22 protein-coding genes are annotated in these 21,280 nt (G+C 52.8%); 6 read left to right on the top strand and 16 right to left on the bottom strand.

All coding sequences use genetic code 11. From position 1 onward, the window contains the following. Window positions 1-17: 17 nt before the first annotated feature. On the top strand, window positions 18-887 hold the full coding sequence (lpxI, locus tag PsAD26_RS17395) for a UDP-2,3-diacylglucosamine diphosphatase LpxI (protein WP_063311473.1): 870 nt from the start codon (window positions 18-20) through the stop codon (window positions 885-887). 3 nt (window positions 888-890) lie between these two features. Continuing rightward, complete coding sequence (gene lpxB, locus PsAD26_RS17390; protein WP_063311472.1) at window positions 891-2,087, top strand: lipid-A-disaccharide synthase; 1,197 nt, start codon at window positions 891-893, stop codon at window positions 2,085-2,087. A 162-nt stretch (window positions 2,088-2,249) separates the two neighbouring features. On the opposite strand, the gene PsAD26_RS17385 is transcribed toward lpxB, so the two are convergent. The 5 genes from PsAD26_RS17385 to PsAD26_RS17365 all read right to left on the bottom strand — a co-directional run bounded on the left by PsAD26_RS17385 (window position 2,250) and on the right by PsAD26_RS17365 (window position 4,710). Next, window positions 2,250-2,648: a hypothetical protein gene (locus tag PsAD26_RS17385; protein ID WP_208985742.1), complete on the bottom strand. Its 399-nt coding sequence runs from the start codon at window positions 2,646-2,648 to the stop codon at window positions 2,250-2,252. 110 nt (window positions 2,649-2,758) lie between these two features. Next, window positions 2,759-3,214, bottom strand: coding sequence for a hypothetical protein (locus PsAD26_RS17380; RefSeq protein WP_063311470.1), 456 nt, complete (start codon window positions 3,212-3,214; stop codon window positions 2,759-2,761). 49 nt (window positions 3,215-3,263) lie between these two features. After that, on the bottom strand, window positions 3,264-3,728 hold the full coding sequence (locus PsAD26_RS17375) for a hypothetical protein (RefSeq protein WP_063311469.1): 465 nt from the start codon (window positions 3,726-3,728) through the stop codon (window positions 3,264-3,266). A 46-nt stretch (window positions 3,729-3,774) separates the two neighbouring features. After that, the gene (locus tag PsAD26_RS17370) at window positions 3,775-4,242 is read right to left on the bottom strand and encodes a hypothetical protein (protein ID WP_063311468.1); all 468 of its coding nucleotides are present in this window, start codon (window positions 4,240-4,242) and stop codon (window positions 3,775-3,777) included. Between the two features lie 12 nt (window positions 4,243-4,254). Further along, a complete protein-coding gene (locus PsAD26_RS17365; protein WP_063311467.1) occupies window positions 4,255-4,710 on the bottom strand; it encodes a hypothetical protein in 456 nt (151 codons plus the stop codon). A gap of 322 nt (window positions 4,711-5,032) precedes the next feature. On the opposite strand from PsAD26_RS17365, the gene PsAD26_RS17360 reads away from it, so the two are divergent. Further along, window positions 5,033-5,497 carry a GNAT family N-acetyltransferase gene (locus PsAD26_RS17360; protein ID WP_063311466.1) on the top strand — a complete coding sequence of 155 codons (465 nt, stop codon included), beginning with the start codon at window positions 5,033-5,035 and terminating at the stop codon, window positions 5,495-5,497. A 22-nt stretch (window positions 5,498-5,519) separates the two neighbouring features. Here PsAD26_RS17360 and PsAD26_RS17355 read toward each other — a convergent pair whose 3' ends face one another. The 5 genes from PsAD26_RS17355 to gltX form a co-directional block, all read right to left on the bottom strand. Beyond that, window positions 5,520-6,005, bottom strand: coding sequence for a hypothetical protein (locus PsAD26_RS17355; protein ID WP_063311465.1), 486 nt, complete (start codon window positions 6,003-6,005; stop codon window positions 5,520-5,522). 289 nt (window positions 6,006-6,294) lie between these two features. Continuing rightward, window positions 6,295-6,780 (bottom strand): hypothetical protein, encoded by a 486-nt coding sequence (locus PsAD26_RS17350; RefSeq protein ID WP_063311464.1) that lies wholly within the window; start codon window positions 6,778-6,780, stop codon window positions 6,295-6,297. 65 nt (window positions 6,781-6,845) lie between these two features. Further along, complete coding sequence (locus tag PsAD26_RS17345) at window positions 6,846-7,304, bottom strand: hypothetical protein (RefSeq protein WP_063311463.1); 459 nt, start codon at window positions 7,302-7,304, stop codon at window positions 6,846-6,848. Between the two features lie 230 nt (window positions 7,305-7,534). Further along, window positions 7,535-8,827: a citrate synthase gene (gene gltA, locus PsAD26_RS17340; RefSeq protein ID WP_057465514.1), complete on the bottom strand. Its 1,293-nt coding sequence runs from the start codon at window positions 8,825-8,827 to the stop codon at window positions 7,535-7,537. A gap of 231 nt (window positions 8,828-9,058) precedes the next feature. After that, a complete protein-coding gene (gene gltX, locus PsAD26_RS17335) occupies window positions 9,059-10,483 on the bottom strand; it encodes a glutamate--tRNA ligase (protein ID WP_063311462.1) in 1,425 nt (474 codons plus the stop codon). Window positions 10,484-10,608: 125 nt separating this feature from the next. On the opposite strand from gltX, the gene PsAD26_RS17330 reads away from it, so the two are divergent. After that, a complete protein-coding gene (locus PsAD26_RS17330) occupies window positions 10,609-13,161 on the top strand; it encodes a ComEC/Rec2 family competence protein (protein ID WP_063311461.1) in 2,553 nt (850 codons plus the stop codon). Here the strand turns inward: PsAD26_RS17330 and lexA are convergent. The 6 genes from lexA to PsAD26_RS17300 form a co-directional block, all read right to left on the bottom strand. After that, on the bottom strand, window positions 13,057-13,776 hold the full coding sequence (gene lexA / locus PsAD26_RS17325) for a transcriptional repressor LexA (RefSeq protein ID WP_063311460.1): 720 nt from the start codon (window positions 13,774-13,776) through the stop codon (window positions 13,057-13,059). The two genes, PsAD26_RS17330 and lexA, sit on opposite strands and share 105 nt — an antisense overlap. 249 nt (window positions 13,777-14,025) lie before the next feature. Further along, window positions 14,026-15,240: a gephyrin-like molybdotransferase Glp gene (gene glp / locus PsAD26_RS17320; protein WP_063311459.1), complete on the bottom strand. Its 1,215-nt coding sequence runs from the start codon at window positions 15,238-15,240 to the stop codon at window positions 14,026-14,028. Continuing rightward, window positions 15,237-15,740 (bottom strand): cyclic pyranopterin monophosphate synthase MoaC, encoded by a 504-nt coding sequence (moaC, locus tag PsAD26_RS17315; protein ID WP_063311458.1) that lies wholly within the window; start codon window positions 15,738-15,740, stop codon window positions 15,237-15,239. Before moaC ends, glp begins: the two co-directional genes overlap by 4 nt. A gap of 57 nt (window positions 15,741-15,797) precedes the next feature. Beyond that, entirely contained in the window at window positions 15,798-16,589 is a 792-nt protein-coding gene (trpC, locus tag PsAD26_RS17310) for an indole-3-glycerol phosphate synthase TrpC (RefSeq protein WP_063311457.1), read from the bottom strand. Window positions 16,590-16,602: 13 nt separating this feature from the next. Next, window positions 16,603-17,640, bottom strand: a complete 1,038-nt coding sequence (gene trpD / locus PsAD26_RS17305; RefSeq protein ID WP_063311456.1) for an anthranilate phosphoribosyltransferase — start codon at window positions 17,638-17,640, stop codon at window positions 16,603-16,605. Between the two features lie 145 nt (window positions 17,641-17,785). Then, window positions 17,786-19,672 (bottom strand): SurA N-terminal domain-containing protein, encoded by a 1,887-nt coding sequence (locus tag PsAD26_RS17300; protein ID WP_063311455.1) that lies wholly within the window; start codon window positions 19,670-19,672, stop codon window positions 17,786-17,788. Between the two features lie 245 nt (window positions 19,673-19,917). Here PsAD26_RS17300 and tpiA point away from each other — a divergent pair, with 245 nt between their 5' ends. Next, complete coding sequence (gene tpiA, locus PsAD26_RS17295; RefSeq protein ID WP_063311454.1) at window positions 19,918-20,667, top strand: triose-phosphate isomerase; 750 nt, start codon at window positions 19,918-19,920, stop codon at window positions 20,665-20,667. 122 nt (window positions 20,668-20,789) lie between these two features. Next, complete coding sequence (gene secG / locus PsAD26_RS17290) at window positions 20,790-21,155, top strand: preprotein translocase subunit SecG (protein ID WP_063288990.1); 366 nt, start codon at window positions 20,790-20,792, stop codon at window positions 21,153-21,155. Window positions 21,156-21,280: the final 125 nt, after the last annotated feature.

Here is a 21,280-nt window from a genome sequence, read left to right as displayed (position 1 = left end):
GGGTCTGTTTTGAATTCATGGTGAAACAGGCACCTATTGCTGTGATTGCTGGTGGCGGTGATCTGCCCGGTCTGGTCATCCGGTCCGCTATGGCACAAGGTCGCGATGTGGTGACCATCGCAATTAAGGGGGAGGCAGATGCCTCCCTTTCTGCGTTTAATCCGGTAGAGCTTGGCTGGGGGCAGATCGGCAAACTGTTCTCAACGCTTAAATCTAATGGTGTTCAGGATGTGGTGTTGATCGGCGCTGTGCGGAAGCGGCCTGACTTCACATCGATCCTTGGTGATTTTGGAACGATTTGGCGTTTGCCGCGTATCATCAAGGCTGTTGTTGGTGGCGATGATCATTTGCTGGTGAAAGTAGCCGGGATATTTGAACGAGAGGGTTTACACGTGGTTGGTGCTCATGAAGTTGCTCCGGGGCTGGTCGCCAGCCCAGGCCACGTGGCAGGGCCGAAGCCGGATGCCAAGGCTCTGAGTGATATGAAGCTTGCCATTGAGGCGGTGGATGCTGTGGGCCGATTGGATATCGGGCAGGGTGCTGTTGCTGTTGGCGCGCGTGTTGTGGCTGTTGAGGGGGCTGAAGGCACGGATGCCATGCTTGAGCGTGTAGCTGGGTTGCGTGCTAATGGCCGTGTCCGGTCCAAAGGGGCTGCAGGTGTGCTTGTTAAGTGCTCTAAGCCTCAGCAGGATCTTCGTCTTGATATGCCGACCGTTGGACCGGAAACCATACAGAAAGCTTCTGACGCGCAGTTAAAAGGTGTGTGTGTTGAGGCTGGGCGTGTGCTGGTTGCTCATCGTGATGAGGTTGAGCGCCTTTGTGATGAGCTGGGTGTTTTCCTTTATGGCTGCGCACGTGATGAAGACTTTGAAGCTGGTGAGCGCTAAGGTATGAGCGAATTGGAAGCTGTCAAACCCTTCAAGGTTTTCTTTGTTGTTGGTGAAGAGTCTGGTGATCAGCTCGGCGCGGAAGTCATAAAAGCCCTGCGGGCTTCGATTGGTGATCGTCTACAGGTCTGTGGTCTGGGTGGTGAGCGTATGGCGGCTCAAGGCGTGCAGTCGATCTTTCCGCTGCATGATATTGCTGTGATGGGCATTACGGCGGTGTTGGAACGTTTGCCGACGATTATTCGCCGTGTACATCAAACTGTTGATGCGGTTATTGCCGAGCAACCTGATTTACTGCTGATCATCGACTCTCCGGATTTCACTCACAATGTGGCAAAGCGCGTGCGCAAAAAAGCGCCTCATATCCGAGTGGTGGACTATGTAAGCCCGTCTGTGTGGGCGTGGCGTCCGGGACGTGCGAAGAAGATGGCCGCTTATGTGGATCAGCTGCTTGCCCTGTTGCCGTTTGAGCCTGAGGCTCACAAACGCCTTGGTGGACCGCCCTGTGATTATGTGGGACATCCGTTGATTGAACGGCTTGCGGATTTGCGTCCTGCTCCGGGGGAGCGTGCAGAGCTCGGGACAGGCAGAAAGCAGTTAGTGGTGCTTCCGGGCTCCCGAACCAGCGAGGTTTCGCGGTTGCTGGAGCCGTTTGGTGAAGCAGTCGCTTTGATTTGCGCGCAAGACCCGAATGTGGATGTGATCATTCCAGCAGTGCCTCATCAGGAGCAGTGCATTCGCGATGGTGTGGCTTCCTGGAAGGTGCAGCCGCGTATTGTGACGGGTGAAGCTGAAAAGTTTGCGGCTTTGCGACAGGCAAATGCAGCGCTTGCGGCCAGCGGTACTGTGTCTTTAGAGCTGGCGATTGCTGGTGTGCCTATGGTTATAGCTTACAAGCTGGACTGGTTCTTCCGCCGTTTGAAGCAGATCAACCGGTTCGTCAAGATTGTTGCGGTGGACACCATTGTGCTGCCCAACCTTGTGCTTGGAGATCACAGCATCAAGGAATATATTGAGGACGAAGCGGACCCTGAAGTGCTCAGTCAGGCCGTACTTGCGCTGCTGTCTGACAGTCCAGAGCGGCGGGCGCAGTTGGACGCGTTCTCTCGTATCGATGAAAAGATGCGTTTGCCTGAGGGCGAAAGTCAGGCCGGAAAAGCTGCGAGGATCATCCTTGAGACGGCAGAGTACTCAGTTTAAATGCTTTTCAAAGTGATTCATTAAATAGATGTAGCGCTTTGAAAACTCAGAGTCATTTTGAGTGTAACTTAAAGTGGTGCTTTAAGCAGGGCTGCGAGGTAAGTTGGCTACTTTGTGCCTGAGTTAGTATTTTCCAGAGCATGTGCCAACTGATAATGTACTTTAGTTAGTTTGCTTGTTCTGGACGTAAATGGCTCCTCTGCATGTGCCATCCGAGAATAGTCCTGATGCATCTGAAGCTCCAATTAATCCAGTGATAGATATATTCAGATTGACAGGTGTCTTGCTCGCATCATCAGGGAAGATAACCTCATATTGGCTTTCGATGGAAAAGATGCCATTGGTCACGTCAACATTTCGCGAGATCACTGTAATATCATGCCCCTTTTCCGTCGTGCGTTTGACTGAAAAACCGGTGGTGGCAGGGGCATTTCTTGTCGTGAAGCTGGCGCCATATCGTTTTTGGCAAAGATCAGTTTTTTGTGTTCTGGCATCAATGAGAGAGAGGTTGGAAAAGGTGATTATGTGATCACCGAAATGCAACTTCTCAATAATTGCCATAGCAGATGTGCTGGTTATTGTGAGTGCCAGAACACTCAGGGTGATCGCTAGAGCTGGCCTCAAGAACCTATCCTTTGTGTATGATTGGGATATTAAGGCACTGGGCAGTCTCATTGATCTTCTACCTTGATATGGAGCGTTCCGCGGCAGGTGCCGTCCGAGAAAACGCCGGAAGCCTCCATTGTTCCGACCAAGCCTGTTGCCGCAAGTTCCACATCAATGGGTGTTTTGCTTTCGTCTCCCGGGAAGATAATCTCATACTCGTTCTCGATTGAGAAAATGCCTGCGCTGACGCTACCACCAATGACGATGACCAGAATGTCGTGGCCTTTGTCTGTGCCGCGTTTGAGGGTGTCATTGGTGGAGTCCGGGTGGTTCTTTGTTGTAAAACCTTCGCCGTAACGCTTTTGGCACGTTCCGTCATCGGGGCTGCCATCTGTCATGGAAAGATTGGAGAAGGTGATTGTCTTGTCGCCGGGACCCAACCTTTGAGCGACAGCCAATGCGGCGGTGCTGGTGATTGCCAGCGCCAGAACGCTGAGGGTAGTCAGGAGCAATGTTTTCATTGTTTTATCCGTCCCGTATCGTTGGGTGCTATGACGCGGTGTTGTATCCTTAGGGTATTGTTTTCGTTGCCTGCCTGATTTTTATAGTGCCGCGGCAAGTGTCATCTGAGAAGACACCAGAAGCTTCCCGAGACCCGACTAATCCAGTTGCAATTACTTTGATTTTAACTGGCGTTTTGGTTTTGTCCCAAGGGAAGATGACCTCGTATGTATTTCTGATAATGAAAATGCCATCGCTAACGCTATCGTCAATTGAAATAACTAGTATGTCGTGTCCCTTATACGTGCAGCGTTTGAGTGGATTATTGACGGAATCGGATGGGATCTTAGTTACAAGTTCTTTGTTGTAGCGTTGCTTGCAGGTTCCTTCGCCCAAACTACCATCTATCCTAGATAACTTATTGAAAGTGATTGTTTTCTCGTTAGGGCAGAATCTTTCTGCAATAGCTAGTGCTGATGTGCTTGTGCTGGCCAGCGCTAGAACACTGAAGGGGATCAAGAGCGATGTTTTCATTGTGTTATCCATCCCGTATCGTTGGGTGGTATGACGCGATGTTGTATCATTGTGCCGCAGTACCTTGAACGAGTGTGATCAGAACTGAGCCGCGGCATGTTTCATCTGAGAATACCACTGAGGCTTGTCCATCACCGATAAGGCCTGTTGCGATCAGCTGAAATTTGACTGGTTTGCTGTGTGTGTCCCCGGGAAAGGTGAAGGCATACTCGTTCTCAAGTGAATAAACGCCGTCTCCCAGATTGCCACCTACATGGGTCATTGTGATTTCGTGCCCCTCGTAGGTGATGAACTTGCGCTGTTCTGGGAGGGAGCCGGGGTGAGCCTTTACAGTGAAGCCCTTGCCATAGCGCTTTGCACAGATCCCGTTATCCGGGTTTCCGTTAATTAGTGAAAGGTTGGAAAATGTGGTTGGCTTGTCGCCGTGGCCCATCCTCAGGCTCAGCGCATCCGCACTGATGCTGGTGAGCGTCAGAGCTGTCAGGGATATCGCTGTACAAAGGGCGACATGCATCGGACTGGGGGCCTATTGCTGTGAGGATTGAATGGTGACCTTGCCGCGGCAGGAGCCGTCTGAGAATACACCTGATGCTGTTCCACTGCCGATCAGACCGGTTGCGAACATCTTCACTTCAATGGTTTCCTTGTGTTCATCATTGGGGAAGATGATTTCGTATTCATTTTCAATGGACAATATGCCATCACCAATGGTGCCTCCGGTGGAGGAGATGATGATATCGTGGCCTTCATTTGTCGTTTTCTGAGCATTTGGGGAGGATGTATCGGGATGGTCTGCGGTTTTGTAGCCTGTCCCGTAGCGTTTTGCGCAGGTGCCGTCGTCTGGCGTTCCATCTGCCAATGTCAGGTCGGAGAATGTGACAGTCTCGTTGTCGCTGCCCAGGCTGTGATCGTCAGCCAGAGCCATGCTGCTGATAAATGCGATTGCGCCAAGGCTTGCTGCTGCACAGAGGAGTTTTTTCATGGGGTGCCACCACTTGTTACTTTTTCAGGCTTAAAGCCGCGCAAAGAGTAGTCCTGTTCCGTTAACGTGAAGGGTCTTGCTGATCTTCGATTTTCATTAGGATGAAGAATAGGTTTTAGGAGGGCTTCTGGATTTAGCCAGTTTCTAATGCACTAAGTATAAACATCTGTGAAAACTGGAGACTTGCGGAGTGCGGGGGCTGGAACTTCAAAGGCTTATGATAGGTTATGGTCTAAGTCGCGCTGATGTCGCTTTCTTTTTTTGCCTGCCTTGATTGTTGAGCTCATGGTGTGCAGGCCGACTACACATTTTGAGGGTTTTCATGAAAGTCAGAGAAGCAGTTTTGGGTGATGCCGAGGAGATCAGTGGGTTCTTGCAGGAGCTTGCGGCACTGGGAAAGCGGAGCCTGCCGAGTGATGCGGCGTATGTGGGTTCTCACTACATTGCTCATGCCGATAACATCCGCTGTTCTGTGGTTGAGGATGTGGATGGCGCGCTGCTTGGACTGCAGATTCTGAAGCGGGCATCGGAAGGCAACGCTTATGGTGTGACGCCGGGTTGGGGCATTATCGGCACTCATGTGCGCCCAAATGCTGGGCGCCGTGGTGTGGGGCGCGCCTTGTTTGCTGCTACGCTGGAGGCTGCGCAGAGGGCGAGGCTTGTGAAGATTGATGCGACGATTGGTGCCTCTAACCCAGAGGGGCTTGGTTATTACGAGGCGATTGGCTTTCGCACCTACAAAACAAGTGAGAACTCCGTCAGTAAATGTCTTGAACTGACTGCGTGATCTGCGTTTGATCCATGATTGGTCATTTGGCGTCTACGACGGAGAATTTTCCGGAACAGACGCCATCTGAGAAGACGCCGCTGAACATTTTGGAATTCACGAAGCCGGTTATGAACTGGGTTGTTTCGACTTCAACATCCGGATCATTGGGGAATGTGATGAGCACTTGGGAGTGTTCTGCGTAAATGCCATCACCGCGCAATTCACTGCGGGCGTAAAGGGAGAATGTGTGCCCTTTGTCGCTGAGAAATTGCCCACGACGTCCGTTTGGATCAGGATACACCTTATATCCATTGCCATAGCGTTCCTTGCAGAATTCGATCCCCACAGCGTCTGTCAGGACTGTTAGATCTTGAACGGAAATTTGCCGCACTGCTGCCAGGCGTTTCAGGTCAGTGAAGGGATTGCCTCTGTTGTCGCGATGGGTAATCTGACTGCTTGCTGGCCCCAGCATTCCAAAGGTGAGGATGAGAGCTACACCGGATCGCTTCAGTTTTGTAAGGTGCATGTACACTCCCATTTCAAACCAGCTGTGCCAGACCCTTCATCTCGGACCTGTTGGCTATGGTTCCGGGGTTTGGAGCTGCACAGAGAAACGTCTTCACGGGATGCCACTACTCGTTACCTTTCAGGCCTCATGTCCGCAAAGAATAGCCCTGCGGTGTTAATGTAAATGTTCGGCGTTTAATTTGATTTTCTTTAGGATGAAGACTGTGTTTTGAACGGTTGTTCGAGTTTAACTAATTTATAACATATCTCTCGTAAGTCTCTGATATAAAAGAATTAGTGTTAAGGTCTTACTTCGCGTCTGCAACGGAGAAATGCCCTGAGCAGATGCCATCTGAAAAGACGCCACTGAACATCTTGGAATTCACGAAGCCGGTTATGAAGATGGTGACTTCGACTTCCACGTCAGGATCGTTCTGGAAGGTGATGAACAGTTTTGCATGCTCTGTATAAATGCCTTCCTGACGCAGCTCACTGCGGTCATAGAGGGCGAGCTTGTCGTTCTCTTTGCTGATAAACTGCCCGTGTCGTCCGTCTGGGTCGGGGTAAAGTGTAGTCTCGTTGCCATAGCGTTCCTTGCAAAATTCAATACCCACGGACTCTGTCAGGACTGTAATATTGTCGATTTGAACGTGTCGGGATGGAGACACGCGTTTCATGTCGGTAAACGGATTGGCTCTGTTCTCGCGGAGGATGACTTGGCTGCTGGCTGGTCCGAGTATTCCAAGGGTGAGGATGAGGGCTAGTCCAAACCGCGTCAGTTTTGGAAGGTGCATGTATGCTCCTGTTTCAGACCTGTTGTGCCTGATCTCTCCTGCCAGTGCAGCTGTTTGGCGGGTTTTTATTTGTACTCCAGAGGGCCAACTGAGACCTTACCTGTACAGGTGCCGTCTGTGAACACGCCGCTGTAGCTTTCGCCGCCGATCAGGCCTGTGACAAACTGAGTGACCTCAATCTCTTCCTCTCCATTGCCGGGGAATGTCATCACGAAGCGGTCGTGCTCTGCAAAAATGCCTTGTCCCAGAATTTCGCTTCTGTCGACCAGTGTGACTGTATGCCCTTTATCGCTGATGTAGGTGCGTTTTGGGGCCTCCTTAGAGGGAGAGACCGTGTAACCGTCGCCATAGCGCTCAACGCAGATGGAGTTGTCTGACGTGCCGTCCTGCATGCTCAGGTTTGAGAAGACGACGTCCCGGGAGGCTTGTGGGGTTTCTGTATCTGTATTAGCGGAGGAAGTGGTTGCCAGGCCAGCAGAGAGGAGCGCGAACGCTGCAAAAACTGGGAGGGGAACAAGGCGCATCAATACATCCTTTTCTGATGCCGGTGGCTGAACTCAAGCATCAAAGATAGGGATGTGGTGAGGCATGAACAGGATTATGCGGCCTCATGGTTTGTGCGTGCTGAAAGCAAAGGGTGCTTTTCAAATAAAAAAGGAGGCAAAATGCCTCCTTTTTCTGAAGTCTAGCTTCTCAGCTCAAACAGCTTCGCTGCATTTCCCAAACAGCGGTGTCCGCTTTCGGGGAAATGTTTTTAACGACGCTGGTCGATTGGCTGATAGTCACGCTCGGAATAGCCGGTGTACAGCTGGCGTGGACGACCGATACGCTGGGAAGGATCTTCAATCATTTCCTTCCACTGTGCGATCCAACCTACTGTACGAGCCAGTGCGAAGAGCACGGTGAACATGGTGGTTGGGAAGCCCAGAGCACGCAGGGTGATGCCGGAGTAGAAGTCAATGTTTGGATAGAGCTTCTTCTCAACGAAGTAAGGATCGGTGAGAGCAACTTTTTCCAGTTCCATTGCCACTTCAAGAAGCGGATCGTCCTGGTGGCCCAGCTCTGCAAGCACTTCATGACAGGTTTTCTGCATGATGCGTGCGCGTGGGTCGTAGTTTTTGTAGACGCGGTGACCGAAGCCCATGAGGCGGAACGGATCATTCTTGTCTTTTGCACGTGCGACATACTCAGGGATGCGGTCAACAGAACCGATCTCGGAGAGCATGTTCAGAGCTGCTTCGTTCGCACCGCCATGAGATGGACCCCACAGACATGCAATACCAGCTGCAATACATGCAAATGGGTTTGCGCCTGAAGAACCAGCAAGACGTACGGTGGACGTGGAAGCATTCTGCTCGTGGTCAGCGTGCAGGATGAAGATACGGTCCATAGCGCGTGCCAGAACCGGATTTACTTTATATTCCTCACATGGAACTGCGAAGCACATGTGCAGGAAGTTGGATGCGTAGTCCAGATCGTTTCTTGGGTAAACGAATGGCTGACCAACGTGATATTTGTAGGCCATTGCAGCAATGGTCGGCATCTTTGCGATCATGCGCAGGGATGCAACCATGCGCAGGTGTGGATCAGAGATGTCGGTGCTGTCATGATAGAAGGAAGAGAGAGCTCCAACGGTACCGGTCATGACTGCCATTGGGTGGGCGTCACGACGATAACCCTTGAAGAAAGAGCTCATCTGATCATGGATCATGGTGTGGTAGGTTACACGATGAACAAAATCGTCCTTCTCTGCGCGTGTTGGCAGTTCGCCGTACAGCAGCAGATAGCAGCTTTCCAAAAAGTCGCCGTGTTCGGCGAGCTGTTCAATCGGGTAACCGCGGTAAAGCAGAACGCCTGCGTCACCGTCGATGTAAGTGATCTTGGATTCGCATGAGGCAGTTGATGTGAAACCAGGGTCCAGTGTGAAGTGGTCAGTTTGCTTATAAAGCGAACCGATGTCCAGAACATCAGGGCCCATGGAGCCAGAGTGGACGTTAAAGTCCCAGCTGTTGTCTCCAATAGTCAGTTTCGCTGTTTTGTCGCTCATATCAGGCAACCCCCATTTTGTATCTCCTCATGCGACTTGCTTCATTTGTGTACAAATGAATACACTGCATGATCTGACGTTTCCGCCCGGAGGAGAGTGTTGTCGTGGAACTGCCTATATCATTTGCCGCGATGGGGCAAGCGCCCGCAACCAATGCTTTTAGCTATAAGTGTAACTACCGCTACGAATGACTAGTATTTGCAGCGGTAGTTTCTTTTAGAATTCAGCGGATTAAGCTGAAAGATCACGAATGCGTGCGCAAGATTCGTCTTTTCCGAGCACTTTGAGCACATCAAAGATGCCTGGGGATGTGCCACGACCAGTGAGTGCAGCGCGCAATGGCTGAGCAACTTTGCCGAGTTTTAGCTCTTCGGCTTCCGCAACTGCCTTAACGGCATTTTCAGTGCTTTCTACGGTCCACTCGTCCAGTGCTTCCAGAGCAACCAGAACCTTGCCAAGAACAGCGCGTGCCTCGTCAGACAGGATCTTTTCAGCTTTGGCATCCAGATCGAGCGGACGCTGAACCCAGAGGTAACGTGCAGATTCCTGCAGTTCTACAAGGGTCTTTGCACGCTCTTTGAGGCCAGGCAGTGCTTCAACCAGTTTGTCCTGGTTGCCATCACCAGCAATCCAAGCCATGACGTCTGCGCCGCCTTCCACGTCCATCAGATAGGTGAGGAAGTGGCCGAGCAGTTCCTCATCGCTTTCGGAGCGCATGTAGTGGGCGTTCAGGTTCTCCAGTTTCTTGAAGTCGAAACGGGATGGGGACTTGCCAACAGCGTCCAGACCAAACCACTCGATCATCTGATCGGTAGAGAAGATCTCGTCATCGCCGTGGGACCAGCCGAGGCGTGCCAGATAGTTGCGCATTGCGGATGGCAGGTAACCCATAGCCCGGTAGGCTTCTGCGCCAACTGCGCCGTGGCGCTTGGAGAGCTTTGCGCCATCTGGTCCGTAGATCAGCGGAATGTGCGCCATGACCGGGACATCCCAGTTCAGGGCTTTGTAGATGAGGGACTGACGTGCGGCGTTGGTCAGGTGGTCATCTCCGCGAACGATATGGGTTACGCCCATGTCGTGATCGTCGATGACAACGGCCAGCATATAGGTTGGGTTTCCGTCAGAGCGTACGAGGATCAGGTCGTCCAGATTCTCGTTTGCGAACTTGACTGTGCCCTGAACCTGATCTTCGACGATGGTGTCACCTTCCAGCGGAGCTTTCAGGCGAATAGCAGGAGCGATGCCTTCCGGTGCTTCAGAAGGGGCACGGTCACGCCAGGTGCCGTCATAACGCGGCGGGCGGCCTTCTGCGCGGGCCTTCTCACGCATCTCGTTCACTTCTTCCGGGGTGCAGTAGCAGTAATAGGCAGTGCCGTCCTTGACCATCTGCTCAGCAACTTCACGGTGGCGGTCAACGCGGCCATACTGGGAAATCGGCTCACCGTCCCAGTCCATGCCCAGCCAGGACAGGCCGTCCAGCAGCGCGTCTACAGCTTCCTCAGTGGAGCGGGAGCGATCGGTGTCTTCGATACGCAGCAGCATTTTACCGCCGCTGTGTTTTGCCAGAAGCCAGTTGAACAGGGCTGTACGGGCGCCGCCAATATGCAGGTAGCCGGTAGGAGAAGGCGCAAAGCGCGTCACAACAGGTTTAGTCATAGGTGTTCCGGAAAAGTTTCAAGTTACTTCGAATAGTTTGGGGTAATTACGGCGGGGCGCCGTACCTCTGCGGGCTGTGTACCATAGCATTGAAAAGTTCCCAAGTGGCAGAAAGGGACTTAAGGGTGCGCGAGGGGCAATCATCCTCAGACAAGACGCAATCTGGTGGCTGTGCTTCCAGAATAGGAGAACTTTGCCTTGAGGAGGATAAGTTTTCTGCTGCGCGGTTTGAGGCGGATGCAGGGCTGCAGGAGTGCGTGACACAGCAACGCACAAAAACGCAAACCAACGCAAAAAACACACATAGCAACGCAAACACGAATTTTACGGAGGAAAAACAGCGCGTTGAGTTTCTTGAGGTTAAGTTGGGGTTGCTTAGACTGCTGCGTTTTATGCTGAGACCAGATTGGCCTGCGGTCATGACTTATGCCCGTTCAGCCCTTGTGCAGGATTGGAACCGTGGGCAGGGTCTCCTCTGGTATGCGCTGTGTCATCTGGCTGGGGTGTTGGTTTACTTCTCACTTCCTGCTGAACCTTATAGTGTTTTAAGCGGAATTCCTTTTATCTTATTGCTTCTGTTCGCTTTTCGACGTTGGAGTTCTGGGCGGCTGACGGTTGGCCTGACTGCGATTTTGTTCTTCGCAGCCGGGTTTTTTCTTGCCGATTTGCGCGTGGAGCATGCGCGCGGTGACCCGCTGGAGCGCCCTGTTACACGCAAAGTGGAAGGTGTTGTTACGGGTGTGAAGCATTCTGGAAAAGGGGCTTATTCGGTCATTCTTGCAGATGTGAACGCACTTTCCCAGAAGGGCACAACTCCTCTTTCTTATCGTATCCGCCTCAGCATCAAGGGGATGAAAGAGCCGCCAGTGATGGGGAACAGGATGCAGCTGAAAGCTCGGCTATTGCCGCCGGGAGGTGCGGTGCGCCCCGGTGGGTATGACTTTGCCCGAACAGCGTTTTTCAGCGGGATTGGTGCGGTTGGCTATGCGCTTTCTAAACCGGTTGTTGTGGCGCGTCTGGAGGGGACAAGTTTTCTGCAAGAGGTCGAAGGCGTACGCAGTGGGATAGCGCAGCGCATTCGGCGGGTGTTGGATAACAGCCCGGAAAGTGCGTTCGCTGTTGCGCTTCTGGTGGGCAAGCGGGACTATCTTGCCGCCGCTGACAAGGATGCCTTGCGCAATGCAGGGCTTGCTCATGTGCTTGCTATATCCGGCATGCATATGGGTCTTGTGACCTCTCTGGTCTTCCTCGGTGCCCGCCTGATCTTATCCCTCAGTCAGTCGCTTGCGCTGAAAGGACATATTCACGTTTACGCCAGCGCGGCGGCGCTGATTGCGGCAACTGTTTATCTCGGTTTGTCAGGTGCTTCTGTCGCAACGCAGCGAGCTTTTCTAATGGCGGCAATGATTTTATGCGCGGGGCTGATTGGGCGGCGAGCCTTTAGTCTGCGTGGTCTGGCTCTGGCCTGTCTTGTGCTTTTGAGCCTGAGGCCGGAGGAGCTTCTGGCTCCCGGGTTTCAGATGTCCTTCATCGCAGTTCTCGCCTTGCTCTCAGCCTACACACTTGGGAAGGACTGGTTCGTTGGTAACCGCAATAGACCTCGAAGGCGGAATGTCTCATGGTTTCATAGGGTTAGTCGTAAAGGGTCGAAGTGGGTGCTAGCGTGTGCACTGACCTCGCTGATTGCAGGTGCGGCTACGGGACCTGTTGCGGCGATGCATTTTGAGCAGGTTGCGCCCTATGGTGTGCTCGGGAATATCCTTGCCATGCCATTGGTGACCTTTGTGGTTATGCCCCTTGGGCTGTTGAGCCTGCTGGCGATCCCGTTGGGTGCGGATGCGTTCTTCCTGCAGGGGATGGAGGCTGGGTTGGCGCTGGTATTAAAGGCTGCCTACTGGGTGAGTTCTCTGAGTGAAGGGCTGACCAGTCTGGGTGTTGCCAGTGCACCCGGTTATCTGCTCATGATCTTTGCTATTGTGGTGCTGTGTGTGATGCCGCTGCGCTTGAAATGGCTTTCACTCCCGGCATTTGCGGTGAGTGTCCTGATGTTTGCGGGTGGAAGTGCACCAGACCTGATGATTGCGGATGCGGGCAAGCACATTGCTTACTACGGGGCGGATGGCCGGTTTCGGCTGACATCTTCGCGCATGTCGTTTGCCGCTGACAGTCTGTTGCGTGCAGGAGGGATTTCGGCAGGGGCGTTCAAGCAGCACAAGGTGAGGGCTTCGGATCGGTCCTGCGATGATCGCGGCTGTGTGATTGAGATATTCCCGCAGTTGTCTTCAGAGGGGGGGAGGATAAGTTCAGAGCCTGTCTTGTTGGCGCAGTCCAAGGTGGCTGATGTTTTGGAGGTAGATTGCCGTCTTGCGACCATCGTCATCACACAGGCGCAGGCGCCTCCTGCTTGCCGTGCTGAGCTGGTGATTGATCAGAAGATGTTCGGCGAACGTGGCTCTGCTTATGTCTGGCTTTCTGCAGGTTTTGAGGGCGGGGAAAGAATAAAAAAAGTGCGCTGGGCATATCATGCTCAGCGCAGACCTTGGAATCCGAAATTGCCTCAGGCAACCAATGATTTAATAGCGGCGGAAGAGCGCAATCATCTTGCCCTGAACGCGGACGCGGCCCGGGCCGAAGATGCGAGTTTCGTAGGCGGGGTTGGCCGCTTCCAGCGCGACTGAGGCCCCTTTTTTGCGCAGGCGCTTCAAGGTCGCTTCTTCATCATCGATCAAGGCCACAACGATCTCGCCGTTATCAGCAGCGTCGCCACGCTTGATCAGCACTGTATCCCCATCGAAAATACCCGCATCAATCATGGAGTCACCTTTGACTTCCAGCGCATAATGCTCACCGCGCCCCATCAAATCAGCAGGCATGGCGATGGAATGGCTTTGAGTCTGGATTGCTTCGATTGGAACACCAGCAGCAATGCGGCCCATGACCGGGATTTCCAGCGTTGGCACTTCATCTGGTGATGTGGCGCGTGGTGGCGGAGCTGCAACCTTTTTACTCAGGGAGCCTTCAATTACCTCAGGTGCAAAGCCTTTTTCCTTTGCAGCAGGCTTCAGGCCCGGAGAAATTGAGTCAGGCAATTTGAGGATTTCCAGCGCACGCGCTCTGTTTGGCAGGCGGCGAATGAAGCCGCGCTCTTCCAAAGCTGTGATCAGCCGGTGAATGCCGGATTTGGAACGGAGGTCCAGCGCGTCCTTCATCTCATCGAAGGAGGGCGGAACACCGGCTTCCTTCAAGCGTTGATGGATGAACATCAAAAGCTCGTGTTGCTTCTGTGTAAGCATCTTTTATCCCCGTTCGCTCCTAAGGCGCTGATTGAAAGTGAGCGGTCATTCCTGACCAATCGCGGTTTTGTAATTCCAAGAAGCTGAAAGACTTCAACTTCTGCGATTGGAAGGACAAAACACGAACGTACTCTACCTGTTCTCATTGTGTTCTGCAATGGGTTTGTTCAGGTTAAGCCCTGCTAGAACTGGGGGATTTGGTTTCTGGTGGGTGAGTGGACAGGGGTTGCCCACTCCTGACGCTAGGATTTAGCGTAGCTTGAGCAGGTCCACTTTTTCACCTGTCTTTGCAGCTGATGCGTGTGGTGGACGAATGATCAGGGCGTCTGCTTTTGTCAGTAAGGCAAGCATGGAGGAGTCTTGTTTGGAGAACGGCTCTGTGATGAGATTGCCTGCTTCATCAGTGCCCAGGCTGGCGCGCAGGTAGTCCTGACGTATGTCATTGGCTGGCAAATCAGCTGTTAACGTTGCTTTTGTAACGCTTTGATTTGTCACAGAGACTGTACGGCCCAGCATCTTGTCCAGAAGTGGACCAAGGAAGAGGAGTGCACATACAAGACTTGAGACTGGGTTGCCAGGAAGGCCGAGGACTTTCATTGGGCCAAGGGCGCCCGCCATGAGGGGTTTGCCCGGGCGCATGGCGATGCGCCAGAAGCCAAGCTCCATGCCTTCAGCTCCCAGTACGTCCTGAATGAGATCGTGGTCGCCAACAGAGGCGCCGCCGAGTGTCACCAGTACATCGGCTTTTGCTTGGATGGCCTGCTTCACGCGTGCTGCGATTTCCTCAGGCTGGTCTGGGGCGATGCCGAGCATCATCGGTGTTCCGCCGCAGTTTTTGACGAATTCTGCTATGCCGACCTGATTAGAGGCTATGATTTGATTCGGACCAGGTACCTGACCCGGCTCGACGAGTTCGTCACCATTTGCGAGGACCGCAACGACTGGCTTTTTGCGTACCGGGAGGGATGCGTGGTTCATGGCGCCTGCAAGAGACAGTTCGCGGAAGCCGAGTGGGGCGCCTGCCTTCAGGAGGACCTGACCTTCTTTGAAGTCGAGGCCAGCCGGACGGATGAACTTACCAACAGAAACAGCTTCTTCGCAAAACAGGTTATCCCCGTCACGGCGAGCGTTTTCCTGGATCAAGATCGCGTCAGCGCCAGCAGGGACAGGTGCTCCTGTAAAAATACGCAGGGCTTCTCCGGCTTGCAGCGTGCCATCAAAGTTATGCCCGGCTGCGACTTCGCCTATGACCCTCAGAGCTGCCTCTGGCTCGACCGTATCAGCGGCTTTGACAGCATATCCATCCATTGCTGAGGCGGAAAATGGAGGCTGCGTTCGTGTTGCGGCAACGTCTTCTGCGAGAATGCGTTCTCCGCTTTCAAGCAATGGAGGGTGCTCAGTTCCGGTCGGTTTCACATCTCTCAGGAGGCGGTCCAGCGCGTCTTCAATACTGATCAAGCTCATTGGGAGTTATCCTCCTCAGCCAGATAGTGACCGGACTTGCCGCCCTTCTTCTCCAGCAGCCGGATTTCACCGATCTCCATAGAACGGTCAACGGCTTTTGCCATGTCGTAAATTGTCAGGCAGGCAACGGAAGCAGCTGTAAGTGCTTCCATCTCGATGCCGGTCTGGCCGGATACCTTTGCGAAGACTTCGATCTCAATTCCCGGCAGTTCAGGATTGGGTGTGAAGTCCACCTGAACCTTAGAAAGCGCCAGAGGATGACAGAGAGGGATCAGCTCGTGTGTGCGCTTTGCAGCCATGATGCCAGCGATGCGCGCTGTTGCAAGTACGTCGCCTTTCTTGGTGTTGCCTGAAAGGATCATGTCCAGAGTTTCAGGCTGCATTTTTACCTGACCGCCTGCACGGGCAATGCGTGAGGTAACCTCTTTCTCCGAAATGTCGACCATATGAGCCGCACCGCTGTCATCTAAGTGAGTGAGTTTTGGAGAAAGTTCTGACATTTTCTTGCCTCTGGACACAGTTTGTTCAAGTGTCTGCTTTTGCCAAGCAGTTGATTTTTAGCGTTTAAGCAAAGCTTTAGTTGCGGTTTCTACATCCTCCTGACGCATCAGGCTTTCGCCGATGAGGAAGGTGGATATGCCGGAGTTTTCCATTCGGGAGAGGTCTTCCGGAGTGAACAGGCCGCTCTCGCCAACGATGATCCGATCTTGCGGGATCAGTGGTGCGAGCCGCTCGCTGGTTTCCAGAGATGTCTCGAAGGTTTTTAGATTGCGATTGTTGATGCCAACAAGCGGAGACGAGAGTATCAGCGCGCGTTCCAGCTCAGCTTCGTCATGCACCTCAATAAGTGCATCCATGCCCAGTTCAAACGCGGTGTCTTCCAGCTCTTTGGCCAGTTGGTCGTCAACAGCGGCCATAATGATCAGAATGCAGTCAGCGCCCCATGCTCGTGCTTCCTGAACCTGATAGGTGTCATATAGGAAGTCCTTGCGTAGAACAGGCAGGGAGACTTCAGCGCGGGCTGCTACAAGGTACTCTGGTTTGCCCTGAAAGGATGGTGTGTCTGTCAATACGGACAAACATGCTGCACCACCGTTTTCATATGCTTTGGCGAGTGCGGGCGGGTTGAAGTCAGCGCGGATCAATCCTTTGGATGGACTTGCTTTTTTAACCTCTGCGATCAGGGCGTATTCACCGTTCGCATGCTTGGCTTTCAAGGCATCTGCAAAGCCGCGTGTTGGTGTTGCTGCTTTAATCGCCTCATTCAGATCAGCCAATGAAGTTTGCGCTTTGGCAGCAGCAATTTCTTCACGTTTGTAAGCTTCGATTTTCTTAAGGATATCTGACATGGGATCCGTGGTCTTAGAGTTTCATATTGGCAGCTGTTGCGGCGTCGGAGGCTTCAACAAGTTTGTCAAGTCGGGAAAGGGCGGCACCTTGGTCAATCGCCTGCGCAGCCATCTGGGCACCCTCAGTGAGGGTGGAGACCTTATCTGCGACGATAAGGGAGGCAGCTGAGTTGAGCAGGACGATATCCCTGTAGGCGTTTTTTGCTCCTTGCAGCACTTCGCGTAGTGCTTGAGCGTTTTCTTTCGGATCGCCACCTTTCAGATCTTCTGTCTTTGCAAGCGGCAGGCCCGCCTGTTCAGGAGACACTGTGAAGGTGTTGATGTTTCCGTTCTTCAGTTCGGCGACAAAGGTGGTTCCGGTGGTGGTGATTTCGTCCATTCCATCGGAGCCGTTGACGATCCAGGCTTTTTCGGTGCCCATTTCCTGAAGAGTGTTAGCGAGTGGTTCAACCCATTGCTGTGCGAATACGCCTGTCATCTGGCGCTTTGCTCCTGCCGGATTGGCGAGCGGACCTAGCAGGTTGAAGATTGTTCTGGTGCCCAGCTCAATGCGGGCCGGGCCGACATGGCGCATGGCCTTGTGGTGGTTTGGTGCAAACATGAAGCCGATACCGGCCTCATGAATGCAATGGCTGATGCCGTTTGCATCCAGGTCCAGGTTGATGCCAAGCTCGGCAAGTGCTTCTGCTGAGCCGGATTTGGAGGACAGGGACCGATTGCCATGTTTTGCAACGGTCACGCCACAGCCTGCCACAACAATGGCTGTACATGTTGAGATGTTATAGGAGCCGGATGCGTCGCCACCTGTGCCGACAATGTCGATGGCGTGATCTGGTGCTTTCACCGGGATCATTTTGGCGCGCATGGTTTCTACAGCTGCGGAAATTTCGTCGATGGTTTCGCCGCGCAAGCGCAAGGCCATGAGGAAGCCGCCGATCTGTGCAGGAGTTGCAGCGCCTGACATGATGATCTCGAAGGCCTCACGGGCCTGAGATCGGTCCAACGTGTTTCCGTCAGCGACAATTCCAATGAGATTTTTCAAATTGCTCACGGCGAAAACCCCCTCAATCTCTCAGGTAATTCCTTAGCATACACAAGGGCTAACTATTAGATAGCTTTCGGAGGGCTGTCTAGGAGATAAACAAAAGCCCGCCACACTTATAAGTGTGGCGGGCTTGTTTTCGACAAGGATTTGTCTACTGGCGATCCAGTCCGGTCAGCTGGTTGAAGACTGCCTGATTTACTCGGACACCTTCTGTTTGCTCCAGCTGAGAGATGAACTGGTTGAGCAAGGAACTTTCCAGTGCGCCTGTTAGCTGAGTGTCAATGCGCTGCACGTTTTCAGATTCTGTCATGAAGGCTGGAGACGTCGTGTCGGTGAGGACAAGAAGAATGCGGTCTTCGTTGTTGCCAGGAATCTGAGAGGCGGTGCCTTTTGGTCCGGAAAATGCTGCTGTCACAGCAGAGCCGGAAAGCTCCGCGATGCCGCCGTTGCGGGTGAACGGAGCAGATGTGGCTGTTGTCAGACCTTCGGCCGTTGCGACTTCGGAAAGAGGCTTTCCTGCTTCGACTTCTGCGATCAGAGCTTGAGCTTTCTCTTCCAGCAATTCCGCTGTGCGGTTGGCAGTCCAGTCAGCAGTCACGGCTTCTTTCACTTCAGAGAGTTCTCTGTCGCGGGCAGGGGTGACATTTTTCACTTCGTACCAAAGGTGACCTGTACGGCCGATTTCCAGCGGATCATTTTCAACGCCAACATCGGTTGAAAAGACTGCTGTGGTCAGCGCGTTTGCTTGTGGAAGATCGACAGTTTCGCCCGCTTCGTTTTTGCCGGAAGCGTCAAATGAAGGTGTGTTGATCAGAGCCAGATCAAAGCGCTCAGCGATTTCTTCAAAGGTGCTGCCGCCTGCGCGTGCGTCTTCGACTTCGTTGAAGAGGTCTTCTACTTCATCGGCTGCGTTTGCCTGAGCAACGACACCGCGTAGTTCGTCTTTAACGTCTTCCAGAGGCTGTACTGCAGCTGCCTTAACCTCTTTGGCAAAGAGAATCGCGTTGGTGAACTGACCTTCGACCACGCTGCTTGCCTGACCTTCTTTGAGAGCAAAAGCTGCATCTGCAATTTTCTGGTCAAGGAAGCCGGATTTGTTCATGAGGCCGAGATCGACGTCTTTTTCAGTCAGATCGCGTTCATTCATGAGGTCTTCAAAAGTCTTGCCGGACTCCATCTCAACAACAGCAGCTTCTGCTTCCTGTTTGGTTGGGAAGGAAATCTGGAAGATGCGGCGCTGTTCCTGAGACTGATAGCGGTTTTTGGTGCGCTCATATTCCTGAGCGAGTTCCGCTTCCGTCACATTTTCCGGCTTTGCAGTCTTGTCTGCTGTCAGCTCGATCAAAGTGGCACTGCGGTATTCAGGTGCTTTGTAGTTGCCTTTGTTCTCTTCAAAGAACGTAGCGAGTTCTTCGTCAGTCGGAGCTGGAACATTTGTCAGAGAGCTCTGTGGCAGTACGAGGTACTCAACAATGCGCTCTTCCATTGCGTATTTGTCGAAAGCTTCGAGCATTGCCTTAGGCACAACGATGCCGCCAATGACTGCTTCTGCAAGCTGCTGACGCTCTGCGACGAACTGCTGCTGCATCACGAATTCGTCTTCGCTTATGCCCAGATTATAAAGTACCTGGCTCAGGCGGTTACGATCGTAGCCGTTTACACCCTGAAATGCAGGTGTTTCCTGAATGGTTTTGACAATAGCTTCATCAGATACACCGATGCGCAGCTGAGATGCTTCATAATCAAGCGCAGCTTCGGCGATGAGGCGGCCCAGAACCTGAGCGGGTACGCCAAATGCAGCGGCCTGTTCCTGAGTGACAGGCTGGCCGACGCGGCGTGACAGCTGGTCGAGCTCGCGTGAATAAGCTCGTTGGAAATCCTGAGCCGAAATTTCTTTGTCGCCAACTGAGGCAACAGATGTGGAGCCGATTCCAGTAAAGACGTCAGCGATCCCCCAAACTGCAAAGCTGAGGACCAACAGGCCGATCAGGATCTTTGCAAACCAGGAACCTACGCTATTACGCAGCGCGTCGAGCATAATTTTATCCGTTCTCTTGTTGAAGGCGAGGGACAGTCTCCTCGCGCACACATGCAAGGCCGCCGGATAATAGTGTTCCTTTCGCCCTGGGGCAAGTTTACACGCCATAAAGGCTGTGAGATTCGACAGGAGATACGAAGTTCATCGTACTAGCGGTAATCCGCTATGGGACTTAAGTGTTTTTTCTGCTAGTGAGCACACATTCCATTTGGGAATTTGGAATTCATATTTGGGGAACGGATCATATGACTAATCGGCCACTTGTTGCTGGTAACTGGAAAATGAATGGTACCAAGGCTTCAGCTGCAGAGCTGGAAGCTATGGGCGCGGGATACGACTCAGCACTTGCCGAAAATGTAGAGCTTCTGATTTGCCCACCTGCATTGCTGGTTGCGCAGTTGGCTTCCCAAGACAAAATTGCGATTGGTGCACAAAACTGCCACGCTAAAGAAAGCGGTGCGCATACTGGCGATATTTCTGCGGAAATGATCCGCGATGCTGGCGGCAAGTTTGTGATTGTTGGTCATTCTGAGCGCCGTGAGGATCATGGCGAATCTGATGCAGACGTTTGTGAGAAGGCTGAAGCTGCTTACCGCGCTGACCTTATTGCTATTGTTTGTGTTGGTGAAGTCGAGAGCGAGCGCCGGGCGGGTACAACGCTTGACGTGGTTACTAAGCAGGTTCTGGGTTCTGTACCAGCGGGCGCAACTGCCGAGAATACTGTAATTGCTTATGAGCCTGTTTGGGCGATTGGCACTGGATTGACACCGACTCCAGCAGACGTTGCTGAGGTTCACGCTTCTATTCGCGCGACTCTCATCAAGCAGTTTGGTGGTGATGTTGGCGGCAAAATGCGCGTGCTTTATGGTGGCTCTGTTAAGCCTACCAATGCAAAAGAGCTGCTTGCGGTTGAAAACGTTGATGGTGCTCTGGTTGGCGGTGCAAGCCTGAAAGCTACGGATTTCCTTGGAATTGCCGAAGCTTATCGCGGCTAATAATAGCCGGTTTTTTATAATATTCTTAGCAGTCCACCAATTTGCTGCGCCTTTAGGGTAGAAAGGCGCAGCAAATTCGGTTAGAAGGCCGACTAACGAATTCATTAAACCTACGGATACCTATGGAAACCGTTCTGATTGTTATCCACCTGATGGTCGTCGTGGCGCTGGTAGCACTGGTTCTACTGCAGCGCTCTGAAGGCGGCGCATTGGGTATTGGCGGCGGTGGCGGCGGTGGTGTGATGAGCAGCCGCGGCACAGCTAATGTGCTGACTCGCGGTACTGCGATTCTTGCTGTCTGCTTCTTTGCTACTTCACTCGCTCTTTCTCTGTTGGCTCGTTATGATGAGCGTCCAGGCTCTTTGCTTGATCAGGTTCCTGCCGGATCAGCAACACAGGGTACAGAAGGGGGCGCTGGCAATGGTCTTCTTGACCAGCTTCAGCAGCAAAGTCAGCCAACTGGCCCGCAGGTTCCACCTGCTCAGTAATCTGCTGTAAAGCAGAAACAGTTGAAATATACGTCTGACGGCACCGCACACTTGTGCAGTGTCCGTCATTCGTGCGTTCAGACATAACTCAATTATCCAGGGTATTGGATTATCAGGCACCCACC

Origin of the sequence: Pseudovibrio sp. Ad26 (genome assembly GCF_001623285.1) — a bacterium.
GTDB lineage: Bacteria > Pseudomonadota > Alphaproteobacteria > Rhizobiales > Stappiaceae > Pseudovibrio > Pseudovibrio ascidiaceicola.
This window is presented reverse-complemented; position numbering and strand designations above follow the sequence as displayed.

Excerpts from the sequence above, each read along its gene's own strand:
- lpxI (WP_063311473.1), top strand. The coding sequence starts at position 18 with ATGGTGAAACAGGCACCTATTGCTGTGATTGCTGGTGGCGGTGATCTG.
- lpxB (WP_063311472.1), top strand. The coding sequence starts at position 891 with ATGAGCGAATTGGAAGCTGTCAAACCCTTCAAGGTTTTCTTTGTTGTT.
- PsAD26_RS17385 (WP_208985742.1), bottom strand. The coding sequence starts at position 2,648 with ATGGCAATTATTGAGAAGTTGCATTTCGGTGATCACATAATCACCTTT.
- PsAD26_RS17380 (WP_063311470.1), bottom strand. The coding sequence starts at position 3,214 with ATGAAAACATTGCTCCTGACTACCCTCAGCGTTCTGGCGCTGGCAATC.
- PsAD26_RS17375 (WP_063311469.1), bottom strand. The coding sequence starts at position 3,728 with ATGAAAACATCGCTCTTGATCCCCTTCAGTGTTCTAGCGCTGGCCAGC.
- PsAD26_RS17370 (WP_063311468.1), bottom strand. The coding sequence starts at position 4,242 with ATGCATGTCGCCCTTTGTACAGCGATATCCCTGACAGCTCTGACGCTC.
- PsAD26_RS17365 (WP_063311467.1), bottom strand. The coding sequence starts at position 4,710 with ATGAAAAAACTCCTCTGTGCAGCAGCAAGCCTTGGCGCAATCGCATTT.
- PsAD26_RS17360 (WP_063311466.1), top strand. The coding sequence starts at position 5,033 with ATGAAAGTCAGAGAAGCAGTTTTGGGTGATGCCGAGGAGATCAGTGGG.
- PsAD26_RS17355 (WP_063311465.1), bottom strand. The coding sequence starts at position 6,005 with ATGCACCTTACAAAACTGAAGCGATCCGGTGTAGCTCTCATCCTCACC.
- PsAD26_RS17350 (WP_063311464.1), bottom strand. The coding sequence starts at position 6,780 with ATGCACCTTCCAAAACTGACGCGGTTTGGACTAGCCCTCATCCTCACC.
- PsAD26_RS17345 (WP_063311463.1), bottom strand. The coding sequence starts at position 7,304 with ATGCGCCTTGTTCCCCTCCCAGTTTTTGCAGCGTTCGCGCTCCTCTCT.
- gltA (WP_057465514.1), bottom strand. The coding sequence starts at position 8,827 with ATGAGCGACAAAACAGCGAAACTGACTATTGGAGACAACAGCTGGGAC.
- gltX (WP_063311462.1), bottom strand. The coding sequence starts at position 10,483 with ATGACTAAACCTGTTGTGACGCGCTTTGCGCCTTCTCCTACCGGCTAC.
- lexA (WP_063311460.1), bottom strand. The coding sequence starts at position 13,776 with ATGCTTACACAGAAGCAACACGAGCTTTTGATGTTCATCCATCAACGC.
- glp (WP_063311459.1), bottom strand. The coding sequence starts at position 15,240 with ATGAGCTTGATCAGTATTGAAGACGCGCTGGACCGCCTCCTGAGAGAT.
- moaC (WP_063311458.1), bottom strand. The coding sequence starts at position 15,740 with ATGTCAGAACTTTCTCCAAAACTCACTCACTTAGATGACAGCGGTGCG.
- trpC (WP_063311457.1), bottom strand. The coding sequence starts at position 16,589 with ATGTCAGATATCCTTAAGAAAATCGAAGCTTACAAACGTGAAGAAATT.
- PsAD26_RS17300 (WP_063311455.1), bottom strand. The coding sequence starts at position 19,672 with ATGCTCGACGCGCTGCGTAATAGCGTAGGTTCCTGGTTTGCAAAGATC.
- tpiA (WP_063311454.1), top strand. The coding sequence starts at position 19,918 with ATGACTAATCGGCCACTTGTTGCTGGTAACTGGAAAATGAATGGTACC.
- secG (WP_063288990.1), top strand. The coding sequence starts at position 20,790 with ATGGAAACCGTTCTGATTGTTATCCACCTGATGGTCGTCGTGGCGCTG.